Raw genomic sequence first — 15392 nt, 5'->3', positions numbered from 1 at the left:
GAAATCATTATTCAAGGAGATTATCGTGATAAAATCATGAATATTTTAAAGGATAAAGGTTTTAAAGTTAAACGTGTTGGAGGTTAAATTTAACTCTAAAAAATCAAAATTAACTTTTAAACGTTTTGTTTATCAATTCTACCATTTAGAACAATCAGAGCCTCAAAATTAAATTGATTAACTAAAGGAGATAAAATAATTAGATTCTTTTAAACAAACTCTTTCATTTAATAATTTTAAATTTATGATTAAAAATTCAGAACTTATATTAAACCCTGATGGTAGTGTTTATCATCTTAACTTAAAACCGTCAGATATTGCAAAAGATATTATTATAGTTGGTGACCAATACCGTGTTGAAAAGATCACAAAACATTTTGATTCAATTGAGTTTTCAACACAAAAAAGAGAATTCAAAACTCAAACAGGAATCTATAAAGGTAAACGTATTACTGTATTATCTACAGGAATTGGCCCTGATAATATTGATATCGTAATGAATGAACTAGATGCTTTGGTAAATATTGATCTAGAAACAAGAAAAATTAAAGAAAATTTAACTTCTCTAAACATCATTCGTATTGGAACTTCTGGTTCTTTACAAGCAGATATACCTGTTGATAGTTTTGTTTTATCTAAATACGGACTAGGCTTAGACAATATGCTACGCTCCTATTTAATTGATCACATTACTGAAAACGAAATAGAAGAAGCTTTCATTTCTCAAACAAATTGGGATATGCGTAAAGGAAAACCTTACGTTATTGCAGGAAGCGAAACGTTAGAAAAACGTTTGGAAAGTGATAAAATTTTTAAAGGTTTTACAGGAACAGCAGGCGGTTTTTATGGTCCTCAAGGACGTGTCCTACGTTTAAATATTCAAGATCCACTATTAAATAACAAAATGGATTCTTTTAATTTTAACGGAACCCGCATGACCAATCTTGAAATGGAAACCTCTGCTATTTATGGTTTAGGAAAACTTTTAGGTCATAATTGTTTATCTCTAAATGCTGTAATTGCAAATCGAGCTAACGGTACTTTTAGTGAAGATCCTTATAAAGCTGTAGACGCACTCATCATATACACACTTGATAAATTAGTTGAATAACTATTATCCTAAATAGATGATGCTACAACTGGAAAGCAAAAAACTAATTTTTAAACCATTTGAAATGACTGATGCGCAATCATTGTTTGAAATGGATAGAAATCCTAATGTTCATAAATATTTATGGCAACAGCCCATCCAAGATATTGAAGATGTTAAAATTGGTATTAAAAAGGTATTAGAACAATATGAAAAAAATAAAATAGGACGATATAGCACTATTTTAAAAAAAAACAGGCGAATTTATTGGATGGACTGGTATTAAATTTATAAATGATCACAAAGAAAATGGTAATACCAATTTTTATGATTATGGATACAGACTAGATGAACGTTTTTGGGGACAAGGATATGCAACTGAAGCTACATTTTTTTGGTTAGAATATGCTTTTTATCAAATGAAAATAAAAGAGTTAAACGCATATACTCATTTTGAAAATAAAGCTTCCAATCATATATTAAAAAAATGTGGATTCCAGTTTATAGAAACATATATTGCATCAGATAATGTATCATGGAATTGGTGGAAAATTATTAAATAGTTAGTCTATTATGAATTTTATTTTAGAAACACCTAGGTTAATCATGCGGCCTTTGACAATAGAGGATGTAGAAATATTGCATAAAATAGATTCTAACCCTAATGTTCATGAGTATTTATGGAACGCTCCTGCAACTGATATTAATCAAACAAAATTTGTTATAAACGCTATTTTAAGTCAATATATTAAACATAAAATAGGACGTTATGGTATTATTCTAAAAGAAACGAATGAATTTATAGGCTGGGGTGGTCTTAAATTTAATGAAAATACAGTCAATAATCATCAAGATTTTTATGATATAGGCATTTGTATAACACAAGAATATTGGAATAAAAAATTAGGCTTTGAAGTTTTTCATGCTTGGATTAAATACGCATTTAAACACCTAAATTTACCAAAGTTATACGCCTATACACAAACAAAAAATTATAGTAGCAATAAAATGGCCGAAAAAAATTCACATGCGCCTGACAAATGAATTTATTTATGATGATCAAAATTGGAATTGGTACGAATTAGGTATACTAAAATACGACATGATTATTAGTAAAAAAATAATACATGATATAGAAATTAATATTTCACCTATTCTAACAAACAATAATGAATAATCTATCTAATTGGTTAACTAATAGAGGCATCTCTACTTGGGAGGAACTGACTAAATACGTACAAAAAATTCCCTATGGAAGAAATAGTTTGCGTAATGATTTTTCCCTTGTATTAACTGAACATAGAGGAAGCTGTAGTTCTAAACACGCATTGTTAAAATCCTTGGCATCTGATTTTAATCAAGAAAATACGGAACTCATTTTAGGCATTTTTAAAATGAATGCAAAAAATACCCCTTCCTTAAAAGAAATATTAGAAAGCAATTCTATTGATTATATACCAGAGGCACATTGCTATTTAAAAATAAATGATCAATATAAGGATTATACAAGTAAAAATAGTCTTTATTCTAGAATAAAAGAAGATATACTTTTTGAAATCATAATTAATCCTGATCAAGTAATACAATATAAAATAGATTACCATCAAACATTTTTAAAAAATTGGATTTTCGAGACCAAACAAAATAAGACCTTTGAAGAAATTTGGGATATTCGTGAAAAATGTATTGCCCAATTATCTAAATAATTTAATTTTCTAAAAATCATTTTCTTTAATTTAAAATATGAAAACAGTACGAATTGTTGGAGTGCCAGAACATTTTAATCTTCCTTGGCAATTATGTATAGAAAACGGAGAATATGATCAAGTGGGAATTGACCTACAATGGACTGATATTCCTGAAGGAACTGGCAAAATGTGTCAAATGTTACGTAACAATGAAACAGATCTTGCTGTAATTCTAACAGAAGGAATAATAAAAGATATTGCTTCAGGAAATGATAGTTCTATCATACAATTATACGTTCAGTCTCCATTAATCTGGGGAGTACATGTTAATTCCAATTCTCACTATCAATATATGTCTGATTTAGAGAATACTAAAAGTGCTATTTCAAGAATAGGTTCAGGTTCTCATTTAATGAGTTTTGTTAATGCAAAACAACAAAATTGGGATCTTAACACATTAAATTTTGAAATTGTTGATACGATAGAAGGAGCCGTTAAAGCTATACAAAATGGAAAAGCAGACTATTTTCTATGGGAACGTTTTATGACACAACCCTTAGTTGATCAAGGTATTTTTAAAAGAATAAGTGAATGTCCGACTCCTTGGCCTTCTTTTGTAATTGCTGTTCGAAATGAATTTATTCAAAATAATTCAGCTACATTGGAGTTAATTTTAGAAATTATTAATAATACAACTATTGAGTTTAAAGATATACCTAGTATAGACAGAACATTAGCTGCTCGTTACAATCAAAAAATAGAAGACATACAACTATGGCTTAAACAAACAAAATGGTCACAAAAGAAAATGGATCAAAAAACGTTTGATAAAATTCAAAAACAATTGCTAGAATTTAATTTAATAGAAAATAAATTATCTTTTGACATGATCGTAAAATAAATTTTGCGTGATATAAAAAATGACTACAACCTCTATAAAAGATCTTTATCATCAATACAAGGATCGGCTTTCATCAGTAAAGCCTTGGAGTCGTGTAGTCATTTTAATTTTATGCTTATTACTCACGCTACCCACTTTTATAATTGCACATCATAACTTAAAAGAAACTAATTGGAAAATTCCTTTTGATCGTTTTTTATTATTCATTTGCATTACTATAATTTATTATTTATTATTTCAAAAAATAAAAAAATAATTATTGTTTTTATTGTCATCTATATACTTATTTTATCATACGGAACTTTTTTGGAAATTATGGTTTTTATAATTTGTATGATGATTACAGATCTATGATGTACACAATGGATGAAAATCCATATCCACAAGATATTATTATCAACAAACTACTCCCCTTCCCTAATAAATCTAAAGTTCTAAAAGCAATTGATTTTAACAATCCAAAAGTGCGCAATTTTGCTGTTTGGTCTACCACTCAAAATTTTAAAAATGTATCCCATTTAAAAGATTTTTTTGAATACCGAACCACTATACAATGTTTTGCTGTTTTTAAAGAAATCAAAAAGAAATGGAATTATGTAAATGACCCACAAGGAAATAATTATATTGCCGATGCCTCTGAATCAATTGAACATTTTTCAGGTGATTGTGATGATCACGCTATATTAATGGCAGCCGGTATTAAGGCCGTCGGAGGTATTCCACGTTTGATACACACAGATGCCCATATTTATCCCGAAATGCTTATTGGCACTAAACGAGATCTTGAAAAAGTAAATTACTTAATACATAAAGTATTATTTATTCAAGAAAGCAAAAACAAACCCTTACACTATCATATAGATGAAAGGGGTTATATTTAGCTTAATTTGGATTATACTGCTAATTATCCAGGAGGAAAATTTATGAGTGAGACCATCTTAGGTCAATTAACACTTAGTAATTAAACTTACCATTTTATTTCTTCTTTATCAATAGATTTCAAATATTCATTCGTTTTACTAAAATGTTTATTACCAAACCATAAACCACGATTGGCACTTAAGGGTGATGGATGTCCCGTTTCTAAAACATAATGTTTATCTCTATTTATCTTAGCTCCTTTTTTCTTAGCAAATCCTCCCCAAAGTAAAAAAACAACATTTTCTTTTTTATCTGAAATTTGCTGGATAACAGCATCTGTAAATATTTCCCATCCTTTGTTCTGATGACTCCCCGCGTTATTTTCTCTAACTGTTAAAGTTGCATTTAAAAGCAAGACCCCTTGTTCAGCCCAACGTTCTAAATTGCCTGATACTGGCATGGGCATTTTTAAATCGGACTCAATCTCTTTAAAAATATTAAGTAATGAAGGAGGAAATGCAATACCTTCATTAACAGAAAAACATAATCCATTAGCCTGTCCCAGACCATGATAAGGGTCTTGTCCTATTATCACGACTTTTACATCATTAAAATGACAATGATCAAATGCAGAAAAAATAAGATTCCCTTTGGGAAAGCAACGACCTATTTGATATTCATTCTTTACAAAGTCAATCAAATTTTTAAAATATATATTTTCGAATTCTTCTTTTAGAATATCTTTCCAAGAATCATGAATTTTTACTTCCATTTTTTTTCTTACAAAAATATTAAAACTTATAAACTTATGATAACTTTTCCATACTTTTGCCGGTTTCAAAGAATATCAAATAACACTAATGAACAGCAACAATAAAGTATTAGTATTTGTTTTATCAGTTACATCTGTATATCTTGGACTTTCATTTTTTTCAAAAAACATAATTGAATATTATCCTAGTTTCAAAAATGTTAATCTATTTGCTGATATACAAAACGATAAATCGGTTAAGACTGATAAAGAAAATACTAAAAAGAAAACAAATAGTTTAGTTAATAAAACTCAAAAACTAGATAGCACATTTACTATTTTTGATAGCTATCAAACAACCAATATAACAGATTTTGATAATGATAGCAAAAATTTTGTATTCCAAAATTTATCTAGTAAACTAGATGAACTATATCAAAATAAAAAAGCAAAAATTAGAATTGCTTGGTTTGGTGATAGTCAAATAGAAGGAGATCTAATGACTCAAGACATTCGAGAAATGTTACAAAATTATTTTAATAAAAAAAAGGGCGTTGGTTTTGTTCCTATTAATTCAATTTCATCTGATTTTAGGCAAACAGCCACTTCCAAAACATCTGGATCTTTTGAAACCTTTAATTTTAAACAAAACCCTGAAAAAAATGTTTTCTTATCAGGTTATTCATTCCTTAGTTCGGATTTAGATATTACTTTACGAAATAATATAAAAAAAGACAGTACACAAATTCTTGAAAAATGGTTATTATTTGGTAAAGGAAATGATATTACGATAACTCAAAATGGTGTTCAAACAAACTACCATGCTAGTGAAGCTTTTAACAGAGTTTTATTAGATAGGTCTACAGCAAATAGCATACACTTTAAGGCTCAGTTTGCCAACACTCCTATTTACGGTATAAGTTTTGAACCCGAAAACGGTATTGTACTAGATAATTTTTCTTTTAGAGGTATCACAGGAATTGAGCTCAACAAAATTAGTATAGAACTCTTACAAAAATTGAATCAAGAAAATTATTATGATTTAGTTGTATTTCAATACGGAGTTAATCTGATGTTTAGACCTAATGACTTAAATTATGACTATTATTATGAAAAAATGTCTCCTATCATTAAAAAATTTAAAAAAGAAATGCCTAAAACCGATTTCTTAATTTTTAGTTGTTCAGATAGAGCTTTTAAATATGATAATGAATGGAAAACGGCAATAGGAATAGATAGCTTAATAAAAGTACAAGCTCGATTATCGTATGATAATAAAGTCCCTTTTATAACCTTTTTAATTCTATAGGAGGAAAAGGAATTATGAAAAAATGGGTTGATACTATTCCTAGAATGGCTAGTAAAGACTATATCCATTTCAATAATAGAGGGTCTAAAGTAGTGGCTAAAACAATATTTCAATCTATTCAAAAAGAATTTGAAAAAATAAAAAACAAACCGAAAAAGCAAATAAAAAAACAAAATAATAAAAACTAATTTTCAAAATGTTAACTTTCGATTTCAACAAAATAATCGATCAGCTATTTTATGATCCTAAAAACCCATTACTTTTTAATAGTGGCTTCTTTGTTTACTTTTTTTAGTTTTCATTATTTGCTATTATATGGTAAGAAAAAATTACTTAAGAAGAGCCTATATCTTAAGTTTTTTTTCGCTTTATTTTTTTTACAAAGCGAGTGGAAATTTTGTTTTTTTAGTAATAGGATCAGCCGTTGTTGATTATTTACTCTCTATTGCTATATACAAAGCAAGAGCAAAAGCCGGATTAAGAAAATTTTTATTAATTTTTTGTATTATTTTTAACTTGGGCTTACTTTTTTATTTTAAATATACTAACTTTTTTATAGAAATAATAAACAGTTTAAATATAACAAAATTAGATCCTATCCACATTTTATTACCTATTGGTATTTCATTTTATACATTTGAAAATATTAGTTATGCAGTAGATGTCTACAAAGGAGAAATAAAACCAGAAAGAAATATTGCAAACTATATTTTATTTTTATCCTTTTTCCCTAAATTAGTTATGGGACCTATTGTTAGGGCTAAAGACTTTATACCTCAATTAAAAAAAGATTATTACGTAAGCTCTGAAGATTTTTCAAAAGGGTTCTACCTCATAATAAGTGGATTAATAAAAAAATTAATCATTTCAGATTATATAACACTAAACCTAGTAAACTATATTTTTGATGGTCCTCATTTACATAATGGTTTTGAATGTCTTATAGCTCTATATGGATACGCCATTGTGATTTATTGCGATTTTAGTGGATACAGTGATGTGGCTATTGGGATTTCTAAATGGCTAGGAATTACGATCCCTCCCAATTTTGAATCACCGTACCAAAGTACTTCTCTTACTGAATTTTGGAGAAAATGGCATATTTCCTTATCTTCTTGGTTACGTGATTATTTATATATAGCCATGGGAGGAAATAAAAAAGGTAAATTAAGAACTAATATTAATTTATTTTTAACGATGCTTATTGGTGGATTTTGGCATGGAGCAAGTTGGAATTTTATTATTTGGGGATCTTTACATGGTTTTGGCTTGATTTTAAATAAAGTTTGGACCAATTTCACGTCTAAAATAAATTTTTTACCTCGATTTATTTCAAATCTTATTTTTGGACTTATAACATTCCATTTCGTCTGTTTTTGTTGGATTTTTTTCAAAGCAGAAAATTTAGAAACGTCCTTGACTTTTATCAATCAAATTATCAATCAATTTAGTCTTGAAGGAGCTGAAGATTTTGTAACAAATTACAAACACCCTTTAATAATGATTATAATAGGATATTTAATACATTTAATACCAAATAATTGGAGTGAAAAATACATTGCAATACAAAAAAAGCTCCCTTTATTATTTAATATCATCGTTATGATTTTGTTTATATTCTTATATTCTTATTTTAAAAGTACTGAAGCTGTAATGCCTATTTACTTACAATTTTAATACTAGTAAAAGAGGCAGAATTGCAATAAATTATTATTTTAAAAATTTTATATAATACCCCTATTTTTGAGTTAATTATTCAAAAATGGGGTTTTTTATATTAATGCCTATTTTTGTCTTTTCATCTAGATCATGAAGTCTAATGCGGAATTTAGGCTAAAAAAGGTTATTCTATTAAATTCAATGTATTTAATCTAAGGAATAAGATGAAGTCTTTTTCAGTAGAAGTCTCGTTTACTATATAAAAAAATAAAACACTTTTATATACTTAACACATAAATTCATCATTTATAAAAAATGATCCAGCCTAATATTATTTAGAAGATTTAATTTCTTACTTCTGAATTTGTTTTAGTAACAGTAGAGGAAAGTGAATTTAAAAAGTTATTCCAACTTTTAGCAAATGCTTCGGTAAATAAATAACCTTGCAACTCATATCCCTTTTTAGAATAATGAACAAGATCATTTGTTAAAAATTGATTTCTTGCTAATTCACAACCTCCTTCTAATCCTTTTGAAATTTCAAACAAATCCCAAAGAGCAATCTGATTTTCAAGACAATATTCCTTAATTGCTTCAGAAAAATCCTTTAATTTTTTATTAGGAACTACTTTCTTATAAAAAGAAACAGGAGGAGTTGACAATATAAAAACGGCTTCTGGATTAAATATTCTTATTTTTTCAATTGTTTCTTTTATAGATTCGATAAAATTTTCAGGGGTTAAAGCAATATTTTGTGCTTCATTTGTTCCCATAGACAATATATAACAATCTGACTTAATATTTTTAATTTGATTCCAAAATAAATTTTCGGAGTTATAATCCGAAAATTTAGCTCCATTTACTCCTATAGCACTATAAATAATTCCTCTATCAATAGAATTTTCTAAAAATACACCATAGAGCTTTGTACAAATAGAATCATTACATACAATATTGAAATCAGAACGAAGACTACTAAATTTAAAATCTAAAACTCCTTTTGTCTTAATATTACATTTTATTGTATCCGCTACTAAATTTATATTTTTAATTTCATCATTCGTAAATAAAGTAAGTTTATCAAACTTATGAATTGTTTCCAATGCTCTAAATTTGAAACTAACAAAAGAATTTGGTTCTGTAGATTCTATGGCAAAACCACTTAAACCACAGGGTATATCTGGATTTTTCTTAATCAATCTACTCCCTTTCCAATCCGAATTAGAACTAAAAATTATATCTGAAGGAGCATTACTTTTAGCTAGTTGATAGGGAAATATTAAACCTCTACCAGCATTACCAAAATAACGTTGTAATTCAGTACGTACTATTTTAGTAGACATATCAGCCTGTATATGCGAATCTCCTATATGAACAAATGAAACTCGTTTTCCATCATTTTCTTTTAACCTTAAGAGTTTAAAGAAAAGAGGTTTTAAATGATTCTCATTTATAATGCTATTTTTTTCAAAATCTAAATTTATCTTAGGATATAAAGAATCTGTTTTTTTATACTGAAATATGGCTATATTTTGCCCTAAAAGTGGTTGCAAAACAAAATAAATAAATAAAAAAACAACTTTATTAAAAGACATAAAATATTAATTCTAAGTTAATTTGTTGATAAAAAGCACATTTAAAAAAACTTTTTCTTAAATTTGCTCCCTACTTCTTAAAAAAGAAGAAATAGAATTATTAATCATTTGGCAAATTTGGTCATTATTTTAAGTAATACCAACTTAATTATAAAGAAATTTATGCTTATGAAAAATCTAAAATTTTACTTTTTATTTGTTTTCACCTTCCTTAGCTTTTGTAATAGCTATTCGCAAACTGAATCATACATTAAGGAATATGGTGAAATGGCAGATAAGTTATCTTTTGAATTTGGAATACCAAGATCTATAATTTTAAGTATTGCTATAGTAGAGTCAGGCTATGGTAATAGTAAAGTTGCAAAAAGGTTAAACAATCACTTTGGTATAAAAGGAAAAAATCAGGTAACTTGGTCTAGTTTCAAACAATATTCAAGCGTTGAAGATTCGTTTAGAGATTTTTGTTTAAAAATGGCATCAAAAAAATTCTATATGAATTTAAAAGGAAGTGATGACTACCTACTTTGGTTAAAAAAAATAAGTTTAACAGGATATTCAACAAAACCAACTCTTTGGCGAAATAAGATAAAAAAAACAATTTTAAAGCATAATCTACATTAAAAGTTACTTTTAATAGATTAAATTTAAAAGGGGATTGAATTTTCAGTCCCCTTTTTTTGATTTAAATTGTAAATTTGTGACTACATTAAAAAACAAAATGATTTCGATAAATAATAAAACCTTACAAGACTTAGAGTTTCAAACTGTTTTAGAAACTATTTCAGAATACTGTACAACTGAAATAGGTACTGAAAAAACATTGCATATAACACCCTATAGTAACAAAGATGAATTAATAGAAATTTTATTACAAACTTCAGAATATCGTTCTTCTTTTGATAACAATAATGCTTTGCCCAGTCATAATTTTGATCCTATAATAAATGAACTAAAATTTTTAGCAATTGAGGATAGTTTTTTAGAAGCTTTAAGTTTTAAAAAAATTCATTCGCTCGCTGAAAATGCCAATATTTTACTACTTTTTTTAAAAAAATTTGAAGATTATTATCCAGCTCTACATCGCAAAGCTATTGAGATAACTATTACAAAAGAAATTAGCAAATCTATTGAAACTGTTTTTGATAAATACGGTGAAATAAAAGATGAGGCCACTCCCACTCTACTAGAAATCCGCAGAAATATGAACCTAGTTCGTGGTAAAGTGAATCAAAGTTTTGGAATGGCACTAAGCCAATACAATTCATTAGGTTATTTAGATGAAATTCGTGAAACCGTAGTAGAAAATCGTCGAGTATTGGCTGTACAAGCAATGTACCGTCGTAAAGTAAAAGGATCTATATTAGGCAGTTCTAAAACTGGAAGTATTGCTTATATTGAACCCGAATCTACACTTCGTTACTCTCGTGAATTAGCTAATTTAGAATATGAAGAACGAGAAGAAATTATCAAAATTTTAAAACAATTAACTAATAAAATTCGTCCTTTTCACGGGTTATTGACACAATATCAAGATTTTTTAAGTGATATAGATGTCATTTCAGCTAAAGCCAAATATGCTTTTAAAATAAATGGATTACTTCCTAAAATAAATGAAGAAAGAAAAGTCTTTTTGCGAGAAGCTTTTCACCCCATTTTATTTTTAACCAATAAAGAAAGAGGAAAAACAACCTATCCACAAACTTTTGATTTTGATGAAGATAAACGTATTATAGTCATATCAGGTCCTAATGCTGGTGGTAAAACGATTTCTATGAAAACAGTTGGCTTGTTATTAGTAATGTTACAATCAGGTATGTTAATTCCTGTTCATGAACGTAGTGAAACTTGTTTTTTTGATCGAATTCTAACAGATATTGGCGACAATCAATCTATTGAAAATCACTTAAGTACCTATAGTTATCGTTTAAAAAACATGAACTACTTTTTAAAAAAATGCAATGCTAAAACCTTATTCTTAATTGATGAATTTGGTACCGGTTCCGATCCCGAGTTAGGAGGAGCATTAGCTGAAGTATTTTTAGAAGAATTTTATCATCGTGAAGCCTTTGGCATCATTACAACACACTATGCTAATCTAAAAATGTTAGCTAATGAATTACCGAGTGCTACCAATGCTAATATGCTTTTTGATGAAAAATCATTAGAGCCGATGTATAAGCTAATTATTGGACAAGCAGGTAGCTCATTTACATTTGAAGTAGCTCAAAAAAATGGTATTCCATACGGATTAATAAATCGTGCTAAAAAGAAAATAGAAGGTAGTAAAGTACGATTTGACAAAACAATTTCATCACTTCAAAAAGAACGTTCTAAACTAGAAAAAACTTCACAAAATTTAAAACAGGAGGAAAATAAAGCTCGTGAAGAAAGCAAAAAAATGGAAAGCATTAATCTTAAAATTCAAGATAAATTAGAACGTTATCAAGAGTTATACGATAGTAACCAGCGTTTGATTTACATGGGACAAAAAATTGATGATATTTCAGAAAAATATTTTAACGATAAAAGTAAAAAAGATCTAATTGGTGAATTTTTAAAAATGGTAGAAATTGAAAATTCAAAACGTAAAAAAATTACTATAAAAGAAAAAAAAGCGAAAGAAAAAATTGAAAAAGAAGTACTTGCTGAAGTAAAAGAGAAAGTAGATGAAATTCGAAAAGAAAAAAAGGAAAAGAAAGAAATTGCTAAAAAAATAGAAGAAAACAAGCCTAAAGTAATACTTAAAGTAGGCGATCGTGTTCGTATGATTGATGGCAAGTCTATAGGAACAATTGATAAAATTGAAAAGAATAATGCAATTGTGAATTATGGTATTTTTACTTCAAAAGTAAGCTTAGACCAATTAGAATATATTCAGCCTAAATAAATATTAAATTAATGGAACATTTAGCAAAAGATAAAAAAATAATCCTTTTTGATGGAGTTTGTAACCTTTGCAATTACTGGGTGCAATATATTATTCAAAAAGATAAAAATGATATTTTCCGTTTTGTAGCTTTAGAATCTAAATTAGGACAAGAAATCCTTTTATATTTAGGAATTAGTAACCGGAATATTGATAGTATTATACTTTATATTCCAAAACAAGCTTATTTTTATAAATCTGATGCTATTTTAGAAATTGCTAAAAATCTGCCTTATTTAAATTGGCTTTATTTTTTTAAGATAGTTCTCGGAATATTACGTGATCCTCTTTATGATTTTATAGCTAAAAATCGCTATAAATGGTATGGTAAAAAAGAAAGTTGTATGATTCCTACTCCAGAATTAAAAGCAAAGTTTATTGATTAATACAAAAATATGATCCCTTTAAGAATAAATAAGATACTTATTTCAAAGAATACTTTTTTTTTATTATTCTTTTTACTTCAAATTGTATTATTAGAAATATTAACAACATTTCCTTTTATTACAGAACAATACTATAGCAATGGCTTTTACCCCGTCATTTCAAAACTAAATAGAATCATTTTTGGATGGATTCCATTTTCTATAGGTGATCTTATTTATACTTTATTAATACTGTATTTTATTTACTGGTTTTATAAAAATCAAAAAACAAGCTGGATTCAAAAAATCAAACAAACTTTTAATATTTTTGTCATAACCTACTTTATATTCCATTTACTTTGGGCCTTTAATTATTATCGAATGCCTCTTTATCAGAAAATGAATCTAAAAACAGATTATACTCAAAAAGAACTTTTTCAATTTACCAAAAAACTTATTAATACAAGTAATCAAATTCATTTTAAACTGACACATAATACAAATGAAAAGGTCATTATTCCTTATAAAACAGTCCAAATATTTCAATTAGCACCATTAGGATATGTAGATTTACAAAAAAAACATCCTTATTTTGAATATAAAAATCCTAGTATAAAAAAATCATTATTCAGTATACCACTAACTTATATGGGATTTGGGGGTTATTTAAATCCTTTTACAAATGAAGCGCAAGTAAATAATGAACCACCATCTTATAGTTTACCTATTGTCGTTTGCCATGAAATGGCACATCAAATGGGATATTCTAGTGAAAGTGAATGCAACTTTATTGGTTATTTAGCCTCAACACATAACAAAAACTTATTCTTTCAATATGCGGGTCATACTTATGCTTTACGTTATTGTTTGTCAAACATTTCCTCTAAAAATAAAAAGGAACTAGAAAACATAATTAAAACAATAAATCCGTGTATTTTAAAAAATTTTAAAGAAACTGATCTCTTTTGGTCAAAACATGAATCAATCCTTAATAAAGGATTTGAATTATTTTACGATCATTTCTTAAAACTAAATCAACAAGAAGAAGGTATAAAGAGTTATAGTAAATTTATTGATTTATTAATTAATTATTCCGATCAATAATTTTTAAAACCCACACAGAGTACTTGAATTTGAAGAAAAATATTTACTTCGCAATTTATTTCGTTCGAATCTAATGCGAGATTTGGTTTAAAATTTAGAGGCTGCTGAAAAATTGGACGCTTTATAAAATTAAGAACTCCAAATTCCAATTTTATTATTAAGTGCAAGGTTTTTAGACTATTGTATTCAAAACCTTGCATCTAATATTCTGATTTCTACAATTTATATATTCAAAGTTCTATTTTACAAATTATATAAGAATTAAAATTTTCTAAAAAATATTAAAAATGAAGATTTTAAGTAAAAATAATGCCAATTAACGTTGAATTAATTTTTTAGCAGTCTTATTTACTTATAAATTTTATTTAATACATTTTTCTTAACTATTTAAAAAAGAAAGGTTTTTATCTTTTTAAATAGAATTAAATTCCTACGCATTAACTACTTTTTTAAGTTCAATAATTGTTTTTTCTGGATCGTTTGAATGAAACACAAAACTACCTGCAACTAAAACATCTGCTCCTGCTTCGACTAATTTTTTTGCATTTTGAGAAGAAACACCTCCATCAATTTCAATAAGAGTAGAAGCTCCTTTTCTTTCAATTAATGCTTTTAATTTTTCTACTTTTGAATATGTATTTTCTATGAATGACTGTCCTCCAAAACCGGGATTAACGCTCATGATACAAACTAAGTCTATATCTTGAATTACATCTTCTAGTACTGAAATATTTGTATGAGGATTTAGAGCTACACCTGCTTTCATTCCTTCTGCTTTTATTGCCTGAAGGGTTCTATGTAAATGCACACAGGCTTCAAAATGAACTGTTAAAATATCGGCTCCTATTTTTTTAAAAGTTGAGATATAACGATCTGGTTCTACAATCATTAAATGCACATCTATTGTCTTTTTTGCATGCTTTTTTATTGCTTCTAATACAGGCATACCAAAAGATATATTCGGAACAAAAACGCCGTCCATAATATCTATATGAAACCAATCCGCTTGACTATTGTTTATCATTTCAATATCTCTTTGTAAGTTAGCAAAATCAGCTGCCAGAACAGATGGAGCAATAAGTGTATTTTTCATTTTATAAAATATTAGGGTGTTGTTTTAGAAATTATTTTATTTTTTATAGA

Annotated in this window: 19 protein-coding genes and 1 pseudogene; 17 read left to right on the top strand and 3 right to left on the bottom strand. The window is 27.3% G+C overall.

Annotated features, from left to right (window positions below; all coding sequences use genetic code 11):
• The 10 genes and pseudogenes from JJC05_RS17760 to JJC05_RS18595 all read left to right on the top strand — a co-directional run.
• Positions 1–87: pseudogene (locus JJC05_RS17760) on the top strand (translation initiation factor); the annotation flags it as partial.
• 157 nt (positions 88–244) lie between these two features.
• Positions 245–1111, top strand: coding sequence for a nucleoside phosphorylase (locus tag JJC05_RS16215; RefSeq protein WP_088391072.1), 867 nt, complete (start codon positions 245–247; stop codon positions 1109–1111).
• 16 nt (positions 1112–1127) lie between these two features.
• A complete protein-coding gene (locus tag JJC05_RS17755) occupies positions 1128–1376 on the top strand; it encodes a GNAT family N-acetyltransferase (RefSeq protein WP_258929315.1) in 249 nt (82 codons plus the stop codon).
• A complete protein-coding gene (locus tag JJC05_RS17750) occupies positions 1357–1653 on the top strand; it encodes a GNAT family N-acetyltransferase (RefSeq protein WP_309597491.1) in 297 nt (98 codons plus the stop codon). Before JJC05_RS17755 ends, JJC05_RS17750 begins: the two co-directional genes overlap by 20 nt.
• Positions 1654–1663: 10 nt before the next feature.
• Positions 1664–2134, top strand: a complete 471-nt coding sequence (locus JJC05_RS16205) for a GNAT family N-acetyltransferase (RefSeq protein WP_235877885.1) — start codon at positions 1664–1666, stop codon at positions 2132–2134.
• Positions 2118–2267 carry a hypothetical protein gene (locus tag JJC05_RS16200; RefSeq protein ID WP_235877884.1) on the top strand — a complete coding sequence of 50 codons (150 nt, stop codon included), beginning with the start codon at positions 2118–2120 and terminating at the stop codon, positions 2265–2267. Before JJC05_RS16205 ends, JJC05_RS16200 begins: the two co-directional genes overlap by 17 nt.
• Entirely contained in the window at positions 2260–2796 is a 537-nt protein-coding gene (locus tag JJC05_RS16195; RefSeq protein ID WP_127823047.1) for a hypothetical protein, read from the top strand. Before JJC05_RS16200 ends, JJC05_RS16195 begins: the two co-directional genes overlap by 8 nt.
• Positions 2797–2833: 37 nt before the next feature.
• Positions 2834–3679, top strand: a complete 846-nt coding sequence (locus tag JJC05_RS16190; RefSeq protein WP_105197074.1) for a substrate-binding domain-containing protein — start codon at positions 2834–2836, stop codon at positions 3677–3679.
• A gap of 19 nt (positions 3680–3698) precedes the next feature.
• A complete protein-coding gene (locus JJC05_RS18600; protein ID WP_309597372.1) occupies positions 3699–3935 on the top strand; it encodes a hypothetical protein in 237 nt (78 codons plus the stop codon).
• Positions 3936–4008: 73 nt separating this feature from the next.
• On the top strand, positions 4009–4560 hold the full coding sequence (locus tag JJC05_RS18595; protein WP_309597371.1) for a transglutaminase-like domain-containing protein: 552 nt from the start codon (positions 4009–4011) through the stop codon (positions 4558–4560).
• Between the two features lie 86 nt (positions 4561–4646).
• Here the strand turns inward: JJC05_RS18595 and JJC05_RS16180 are convergent, their stop codons facing one another.
• Positions 4647–5312 (bottom strand): uracil-DNA glycosylase, encoded by a 666-nt coding sequence (locus JJC05_RS16180; protein WP_105197076.1) that lies wholly within the window; start codon positions 5310–5312, stop codon positions 4647–4649.
• A gap of 88 nt (positions 5313–5400) precedes the next feature.
• Here JJC05_RS16180 and JJC05_RS16175 point away from each other — a divergent pair, with 88 nt between their 5' ends.
• The 3 genes from JJC05_RS16175 (at position 5401) to JJC05_RS16165 (ending at position 8277) form a co-directional block, all read left to right on the top strand.
• A complete protein-coding gene (locus JJC05_RS16175) occupies positions 5401–6600 on the top strand; it encodes an SGNH/GDSL hydrolase family protein (protein WP_235877883.1) in 1200 nt (399 codons plus the stop codon).
• Positions 6601–6614: 14 nt separating this feature from the next.
• The gene (locus JJC05_RS16170) at positions 6615–6788 is read left to right on the top strand and encodes an SGNH/GDSL hydrolase family protein (RefSeq protein ID WP_235877881.1); all 174 of its coding nucleotides are present in this window, start codon (positions 6615–6617) and stop codon (positions 6786–6788) included.
• A gap of 127 nt (positions 6789–6915) precedes the next feature.
• Positions 6916–8277, top strand: coding sequence for an MBOAT family O-acyltransferase (locus JJC05_RS16165; protein WP_309597370.1), 1362 nt, complete (start codon positions 6916–6918; stop codon positions 8275–8277).
• Between the two features lie 326 nt (positions 8278–8603).
• On the opposite strand, the gene JJC05_RS16160 is transcribed toward JJC05_RS16165, so the two are convergent.
• Complete coding sequence (locus JJC05_RS16160; RefSeq protein ID WP_127823046.1) at positions 8604–9854, bottom strand: GDSL-type esterase/lipase family protein; 1251 nt, start codon at positions 9852–9854, stop codon at positions 8604–8606.
• A 267-nt stretch (positions 9855–10121) separates the two neighbouring features.
• Between JJC05_RS16160 and JJC05_RS16155 the strand changes: the two genes are divergently transcribed.
• The 4 genes from JJC05_RS16155 (at position 10122) to JJC05_RS16140 (ending at position 14249) form a co-directional block, all read left to right on the top strand.
• Positions 10122–10475, top strand: coding sequence for a glucosaminidase domain-containing protein (locus JJC05_RS16155; protein WP_258130593.1), 354 nt, complete (start codon positions 10122–10124; stop codon positions 10473–10475).
• 97 nt (positions 10476–10572) lie between these two features.
• Positions 10573–12741 (top strand): endonuclease MutS2, encoded by a 2169-nt coding sequence (locus JJC05_RS16150; protein ID WP_105197080.1) that lies wholly within the window; start codon positions 10573–10575, stop codon positions 12739–12741.
• 11 nt (positions 12742–12752) lie between these two features.
• Positions 12753–13166 carry a thiol-disulfide oxidoreductase DCC family protein gene (locus JJC05_RS16145; protein ID WP_235877879.1) on the top strand — a complete coding sequence of 138 codons (414 nt, stop codon included), beginning with the start codon at positions 12753–12755 and terminating at the stop codon, positions 13164–13166.
• A 9-nt stretch (positions 13167–13175) separates the two neighbouring features.
• A complete protein-coding gene (locus tag JJC05_RS16140; RefSeq protein WP_235877877.1) occupies positions 13176–14249 on the top strand; it encodes a DUF3810 domain-containing protein in 1074 nt (357 codons plus the stop codon).
• A gap of 430 nt (positions 14250–14679) precedes the next feature.
• On the opposite strand, the gene rpe is transcribed toward JJC05_RS16140, so the two are convergent.
• Positions 14680–15342 (bottom strand): ribulose-phosphate 3-epimerase, encoded by a 663-nt coding sequence (gene rpe / locus JJC05_RS16135; protein ID WP_088391094.1) that lies wholly within the window; start codon positions 15340–15342, stop codon positions 14680–14682.
• Positions 15343–15392 lie beyond the last annotated feature (50 nt).

Source organism: Flavobacterium davisii (assembly GCF_019565505.1).
GTDB lineage: Bacteria > Bacteroidota > Bacteroidia > Flavobacteriales > Flavobacteriaceae > Flavobacterium > Flavobacterium davisii.
The sequence above is the reverse complement of the archived record's forward strand: the minus strand, read 5'-3'. Positions and strand labels throughout refer to the sequence as shown.